At 35.4% G+C, this 7199-nt stretch carries 6 protein-coding genes; 4 read left to right on the top strand and 2 right to left on the bottom strand.

Annotation, left to right across the window (positions count from 1 at the left end):
• Window positions 1-96: 96 nt before the first annotated feature.
• The 3 genes from pruA to rpoN all read left to right on the top strand — a co-directional run bounded on the left by pruA (window position 97) and on the right by rpoN (window position 4350).
• The gene (gene pruA, locus ACHABW_RS14835) at window positions 97-1644 is read left to right on the top strand and encodes an L-glutamate gamma-semialdehyde dehydrogenase (RefSeq protein ID WP_435756168.1); all 1548 of its coding nucleotides are present in this window, start codon (window positions 97-99) and stop codon (window positions 1642-1644) included.
• Between the two features lie 67 nt (window positions 1645-1711).
• Window positions 1712-2629, top strand: a complete 918-nt coding sequence (locus ACHABW_RS14840) for a proline dehydrogenase family protein (RefSeq protein WP_435756170.1) — start codon at window positions 1712-1714, stop codon at window positions 2627-2629.
• 365 nt (window positions 2630-2994) lie between these two features.
• On the top strand, window positions 2995-4350 hold the full coding sequence (gene rpoN / locus ACHABW_RS14845; protein WP_435756172.1) for an RNA polymerase factor sigma-54: 1356 nt from the start codon (window positions 2995-2997) through the stop codon (window positions 4348-4350).
• Window positions 4351-4370: 20 nt separating this feature from the next.
• On the opposite strand, the gene ACHABW_RS14850 is transcribed toward rpoN, so the two are convergent.
• Both ACHABW_RS14850 and ACHABW_RS14855 read right to left on the bottom strand, forming a co-directional pair.
• On the bottom strand, window positions 4371-4715 hold the full coding sequence (locus ACHABW_RS14850; RefSeq protein ID WP_435756174.1) for a hypothetical protein: 345 nt from the start codon (window positions 4713-4715) through the stop codon (window positions 4371-4373).
• Between the two features lie 145 nt (window positions 4716-4860).
• Window positions 4861-6315 carry a sigma-54 interaction domain-containing protein gene (locus tag ACHABW_RS14855; RefSeq protein WP_435756176.1) on the bottom strand — a complete coding sequence of 485 codons (1455 nt, stop codon included), beginning with the start codon at window positions 6313-6315 and terminating at the stop codon, window positions 4861-4863.
• Window positions 6316-6641: 326 nt separating this feature from the next.
• Here ACHABW_RS14855 and ACHABW_RS14860 point away from each other — a divergent pair.
• A partial coding sequence (locus ACHABW_RS14860) for an aminotransferase class III-fold pyridoxal phosphate-dependent enzyme (RefSeq protein WP_435756178.1) occupies window positions 6642-7199 on the top strand: 558 nt, incomplete at its 3' end.

Raw genomic sequence — 7199 nt, forward strand, 5'->3', positions numbered from 1 at the left:
ATATGACGTTAGCTGTATTAGAAGAAAATACACTTCCAACAGGTAGTGATTAGATTATTTTTAAAAATTAAAAATAAAAAAATGGAGGAAAAGACAATGTTACCAACTTATAAACATGAACCATTTACAGATTTTACAGTGGAAGAAAACCGAATAGTGTTTGAAAAGGCATTACGATTTGTTGAAAATAACCTAGGAAAAGAATATCCACTTATTGTAGGAGGAGAGCGGATAAAAACAGAAGAGAAGATAATTTCTATTAATCCTTCAAACAAAGAAGAAGTGATAGGGACTGTATCAAAAGCAAACCAAGAGATTGCAGAACAGGCTATTCAAGCAGCAGATCAAGCTTTTCAAACATGGAGAAAAGTCAATCCAGAAGAAAGAGCGAACATCTTAATTCGTGCAGCAGCGTTGATTCGTCGTCGTAAGCATGAATTTTCAGCATGGCTCGCAAAAGAAGCAGGAAAGCCTTGGAAAGATGCAGATGCAGATACCGCAGAAGCCATTGATTTTCTTGAATATTATGCTCGTCAGATGATTGCGTTAAAAGACGGTAAGGAGATTACTAGTCGTATCGGTGAACAAAATCGTTATATCTATACACCAACTGGGGTTTGTATCACAATTTCCCCGTGGAACTTTGCCTTTGCAATCATGGCAGGAACAACGGTTGCACCGATCGTAACTGGTAATACGGTTCTCTTAAAGCCTGCGAGCACAACACCGATTGTTGCTTATAAGTTTGTTGAGATACTTGAAGAAGCTGGACTACCAAAAGGAGTAGTCAATTATATTCCAGGCAGTGGTGCAGAGGTTGGGGATTATTTGGTTGACCATCCGAAAACGAGTTTAATCACATTCACAGGTTCACGAGATGTCGGTGTTCGCTTGTATGAACGAGCGGCGAAGGTTCATCCAGGCCAAGATCATTTAAAGCGTGTCATTGTTGAAATGGGAGGAAAGGATACCGTCGTTGTTGATAGTGAGGCAGATTTAGATTTAGCAGCCGAATCGATTGTGGCGTCTGCGTTCGGATTTTCAGGACAAAAATGTTCTGCAGGCTCGCGTGCTGTGGTTCATCAGGATGTCTATGATGAAGTGTTAGCAAAAGTTGTCGAGCTGACAAAAGTATTATCCGTTGGTGAACCCAAAACGCAAGATATGTATATGGGTCCAGTAGTTGATAAGGATGCATTTGATAAAATCATGAGCTATGTCAAAATTGGAAACGAAGAAGGACGTCTTATGACTGGAGGACAGGGAGATGATACCAAAGGCTTCTTCATCCAACCGACCGTATTTGCTGATCTTGATCCAAAGTCAAGAATAATGCAAGAAGAGATCTTTGGTCCAGTTGTTGCGTTTAGTAAAGCAAATGATTTCGACCATGCGATAGAGATTGCAAACAATACAGAATACGGATTAACAGGGGCTGTTATCACCCGTAATCGTACTCATATTGAAAAAGGGAAGCGGGACTTCCATGTTGGGAACCTATATTTTAATAGAAATTGTACCGGAGCCATCGTGGGGTATCATCCGTTTGGTGGATTTAAAATGTCTGGTACGGATTCCAAAGCTGGAGGACCTGATTATTTAGCACTCCATATGCAAGCAAAAACTGTTTCTGAAATGTATTAGAAGTATAAAAAACCTTCCTGCTCATTCGAGTTGGGAGGGTTTATCTAAATATAGGGGAGGATTAGACATGGTCGTTGCAAAGATTTCAAATAGTTTCTTTTTATCGTTATCAAAGAACAAACTATTAAATAAAGGCGCAAATAAATGGGGCTTACGTCTAGGTGCTGCTCAAGTAGTAGCTGGGCTTACAATCGATAGTGTGATTGAAGTTGTGCGGAAACTAAATGAAAAAGGCTTAGTTTGTACTGTAGACCATTTAGGTGAGTTTGTCCTCGAGTATGACGGAGCGTTGGAATCAACGAACGTTTGCATCAAAACATTAGAGGCTATTGCAGATACAGGAGTCAATTGCAATTTGTCTCTTAAACTAACACAATTGGGGTTAGACATTGATCAAAACTTTTGCTTAACCAATATGTATAAAATTATGGATGTTGCTAGTAAACTAGGTATATTTGTGAGAATAGATATGGAAGATTACTCCCGTAGACAAGCTACATTGGATATTCTAGACGAACTAAGAAAAACATATGGGAATGTAGGAACCGTTATTCAAGCTTACTTGTATTGTGCAGAAAGTGATGTCAAGTCGCTTAAAGGAATTCCGCTTCGTCTTGTAAAGGGAGCGTACAAAGAATCAGAGGAAGTCGCCTATCAAGCTAAAGAAAAAGTGAATGAAAACTTTATGGAGATTATCAAGGAGCATCTATTGAGTGGAAGTTATACAGCGATTGCCACTCATGACCATGAAGTGATTAGTAAGGTGAAGAGTTTTTCTGAAAACCTTGGAATTCCCCGTTCGCAATTTGAGTTTCAAATGCTATATGGTTTTAGAACCGATTTACAGCAACAACTGTCAGATGAAGGATACGTCGTACGAGTATATGTTCCCTACGGAAAAGATTGGTATGGTTATTTTATGAGAAGACTTGCAGAAAGACCGCAAAATGTCTCATTTGCGTTAAAGGGCTTTCTATCAAAGTAAGATGTAAATACTTTTTTGAAAAGACTAATAAATAACTCCTCTAACTAATAGCCTTATCCACTGGATAGGCTATTTATGTTCTCTACGGATATTACATATAAACAACAAAACTTTAATTAACTATTCAATAATGAATAGCGTTATACTATGAGATAGATTACTTGTCAAACGAAAAAGAGGTGATATAAATGACCCTAGCTTCAATGAATTAATTCTTCAATCATTAGATGACCTTTTAGTTACTGATAAAAGGGGATTAGATATAGATTTAAAATATTGTAAGCGTTTTAATTATGGAAAGAGTTGAAGATAATTAATTTATAAAAAATTTAAAATGAACTTAATCATAATAAGATGGGTGAATAATGATGGAAATGAGAGCAGGACTTTTTCAACAACAGACAACAAGTCTGAACATGACGCAAGGCCTCGTACAAGCGATTTCGCTATTACAATATTCAATGTTTGACCTTTCCAATTATATTCAAGAAAAGGCTAATGAAAATCCATTGATAGATGTTGAAGATCATTATACGAAGGATATAATAGTAGATAAAGTCCAAGTAAAAAGCACAGAGTTTACTTACAATCATAATGACAGTACTCTTTCACCATTTGATTTTATAGATGGAGAGCGTCGTAATCTTCATGATCATTTGATTAATCAAATACATCTTCAACACTTAAGTAAAATAGAAGTGGAAAGACTAAGCTATTTTATTTTTCATGTGAATGAGGATGGATATTTAACACAAAATGTAAAGGGTTTATGTGGTGAGTTAGAGATACCAACAGAGGAAGGAGAACATCTTCTTTTACTTTTACAAAGTTTAGAACCAGTGGGTGTTGGAGCAAGAAATCTTCAAGAATGTCTATTGTTACAGTTACGTAAAAAATCTGCGAGAGATATGGTAGCAGAAGTCATTGTATCCCACTATATTGAAATGTTTGCTGCGCGGCAATGGAAAATGATTGCGAAAGAGCTATCAATCACTTTGCATGAAATTCAAAAAGTTCATGATTTAATTCAAACACTCCAGCCGAGGCCAGGCGTGAACTATAGTAGTGATGTACCAAAGTACATCATAGCAGATGTATCTGTAATTGAGGTCGACGGGGAATTGATTGTGACAGTAAACGATGAATATATGCCGAAGGTTAGACTGAATGCCGAATATAAATCCTTATTAACAGAGAAAAATATAGATATTCATCACTATATAAAAGAGAAATATGAAGAGTTACAATGGCTACTCAAAAGTATAAATCAAAGGCAAGTCACATTATATCGGGTTGCCAAAGCAATAGTCGAAGTACAAAAGGATTATTTCTATCAAGGTTCACAAGCACTAAAGCCACTTACTTTAAGACAAATTGCAGAAGAAATAGATATCCATGAATCTACCGTCAGTCGTATTACCTCTAATAAATATATTGAGACACCACGAGGTCTTTTTGAATTAAAATATTTCTTCACGAATGCGATTAGTGGTACGCACAATTCCCCAACTACTTCTTCTTATGTTAAAGAAATAATTAAGGGAATTATTGAAAAGGAGAATAAACTCAAACCATTATCTGACCAAACCATTATGCAGTTATTAAACCAAGATCATCAAATTGATCTTTCGCGACGAGTGATAGCCAAATATCGTGATGATATTAATATTCCTTCATCATCCAATAGAAAAAGATTCATAGAGGAAGAAAGGGATACATAAAGAAAGGGGAAAGTGTAATCTTATCTCTTTTCTTTATGATTATTAATAGAAAATTCTTTTAGCTTACGGGCGACTGATGGCTGACTAATCCCAAGGTAGCTTGCCATTTCGTAAGTAGTCTTACAACGTTTGTATGCCTTAGTAAGTAACCTTTCCTGACCCTGTTCCATCACCCTTTTTAAATTGTGCTCCTCTTCAATACTTTGCTCTATCATAGGTGTACTATGAGTGATAAAGTATGGACTGTTTTTGTGTATTGTTGCTGGCAGGTGCTCAGGGTAGATCATTTCTTCATCGGTCGTTAACATAATTCGTTCTAATACATTTTCTAATTCGCGAACATTGCCTGGCCAATCATATTGCATGAAAACATCATAGGTAGATGGACAGATGGAGTCTGTTTAAGTTTTATTTAGATGTTGCTGATCCATCAGAGGCTCCTGAAGTCTGTACACAGGGCGAACCTACATACCACGAAGTCATTATGCAACACTACTAGTGCTAAAATTTTTAGGCATCAATATGCAGTCGCTTAATTCGATAATTAAGAGTTTGTCTTGTTAATCCAAGTTCAAGAGCAGTATTGGTTTTATGATACTTATTTTTTTCAAGGGTGTTTTTTATATAATATTTTTCTACTTTTAATAAATAATCTTTTAAATCGCTGTTTGGATCAGCTTTATTTAATTCATTTAAATTATCTATCGGCAGAGCATTGTTTGTTTCATTATTTGAATCATAGAGACTTACTTTTGATGATTCTTGTGGAGACATAAGAGATAATTTTTTTCTGAAGTGATAAGGCAAGTGAGAAACATCAATGATAGTTTCTTCTATTGTTATATTCATAGAAGCCTCAATAACATGTTCGAGTTCCCGGACATTTCCTGCCCAATCATAGTTCTCAAATATTTGAAGCACAGCATTACTTATATCTGATACATCCATTTGGAAAATATGGTTATATTTATCTATAAAATGGTTAACAAGTAATCGAATATCTTCCTTTCTTTTTCTTAAAGGAGGAATGAACAATGAAACAACACTAAGGCGGTAATATAAGTCTTTCCGTAAACGATTGTTTGCGATGGCTTCTACTGGATCTTCATTTATGGTTGCGATAATTCGTACATTTACCTTTCTATTGACATTATCACCGATGCGACGAATGGACTTCTCTTGAATGGCTCGAAGAAGTTTAGCTTGTAGCATTGGGCTTAACGAGTTAATTTCATCTAATAAAAGGGTACCGCCTTCCGCTTGTTCAAATAACCCCTTTTGATCAGTAGATCCTGTGAAAGCTCCTTTTTTGGTACCGAAAAAAGAGCTTTCAATAAGCGTATCGGGCAAGGCTGCGCAGTTCTGAGAAACAAAAGGACCAGAGGAATGTTCACTTCCATTATGCATACCTTGTGCAAATAATTCCTTCCCTGTCCCTGTTTCTCCGACAATGAGAACGGAGGAGGGAGTCCTAGTGGCTCTCTTGGCAATCTCAATAACCTCTTTTATGACATCACTTTTTCCAATAAGACTCTCGAAAGTAAAACGAGTATCCTCTTTTAATTTCATATTATTTTTAATTAAGTTTTCTATTTTAGTGACATCTTTTGCTATTTCTATAGCTCCAATCACTTTTTTATTTTCGTAGATTGGAAACGTATTATTTATCGTCGTAATCGCTTTTCCATTATTCGTGAAGTACGTCTGTTTTCGATTTTTAAATTCTATTTCTTTAAACATAGCATCAAGCAAAGTACTTCTTTGACCATCTTCAAATGCAAAAACTTCTAAAAAATCTTTGTCAAAAACATCTTCTTTTGTAAGAGATTCAATGACCATCATTTTTTCATTGTAAATAATTGTTTTACCAGCTTCATTTATTACATGGACACCGATATCTATTTCATTTAGTAACGTTTCATGAATTTTCAATCGTTGTTTTAAATCATTTATTAAAGACTTCATTTAAATTCCCCTTTTCATTCGGTTCCAAAAATTTCCTAAAGATTTTAGAACAATATGATTATTTGGTGCTAATCCTTCTTTATTCTATAAGTAGTAGCGAAATAATGGCAGATATTTTTCCTTTTTAATAAACATAACACGACTGTACTAATAAATGCCGAAGAAAATTTTTCTTTTTGACGTTTAATTTTTACAGATATGACAGATATTTTTCGTTTATTACTAAGGCGGCTTATTCTAGCGTTTTTTAAACTTGGCATATAATTTGCATGTAATAACAGAGAGAGAAAAATTAAAAAGTTAAATTGAAGGAGGAATTAATTATTATGGATGGAACGACAGCAATTATCGATAAAACAGAAAGTTTTGGCGCTAGAAATTATCACCCCTTACCAATTGTTATTTCGGAAGGAAAAGGGGCTTGGGTAATGGATCCTGAAGGGAACAAGTATTTAGATATGTTAAGTGCGTATTCTGCAGTAAACCAAGGACACTGTCATCCAAAAATTGTAGATGCTTTAAAAAAACAAGCAGAAAAAATAACATTAACGTCTCGTGCTTTTCATAATGACCAACTCGCACCTTTCTTTGAGAAAGTCGCACATATAACAGGAAAAGATATGATTCTACCTATGAATACTGGTGCTGAGGCTGTTGAAACGGCAGTAAAAACTGCTCGTCGTTGGGCTTACGAAAAAAAAGGTGTAGAAAATAATCAAGCAGAGATTATTGTTTGTGAAGATAATTTTCATGGTCGAACGATGACGGCCGTTTCTCTATCTTCTAGTGAAGATAATAGGCGTGGATTTGGTCCCATGCTTCCAGGGATAAAGATTATTCCTTATGGTGACATAGAGGCATTAAAAGAAGCGATTTCACCTAAT

The sequence above is a fragment of the Salipaludibacillus sp. CF4.18 genome (assembly GCF_051262595.1).
Classification (GTDB): Bacteria; Bacillota; Bacilli; order Bacillales; family Salisediminibacteriaceae; genus Salipaludibacillus; species Salipaludibacillus neizhouensis.

Bases quoted from the DNA above. Each gene is read 5' to 3' on its own strand.
- ACHABW_RS14855 (WP_435756176.1), bottom strand. From the start codon at position 6,315: ATGAAGTCTTTAATAAATGATTTAAAACAACGATTGAAAATTCATGAA.
- pruA (WP_435756168.1), top strand. From the start codon at position 97: ATGTTACCAACTTATAAACATGAACCATTTACAGATTTTACAGTGGAA.
- ACHABW_RS14840 (WP_435756170.1), top strand. From the start codon at position 1,712: ATGGTCGTTGCAAAGATTTCAAATAGTTTCTTTTTATCGTTATCAAAG.
- ACHABW_RS14850 (WP_435756174.1), bottom strand. From the start codon at position 4,715: ATGCAATATGATTGGCCAGGCAATGTTCGCGAATTAGAAAATGTATTA.
- rpoN (WP_435756172.1), top strand. From the start codon at position 2,995: ATGATGGAAATGAGAGCAGGACTTTTTCAACAACAGACAACAAGTCTG.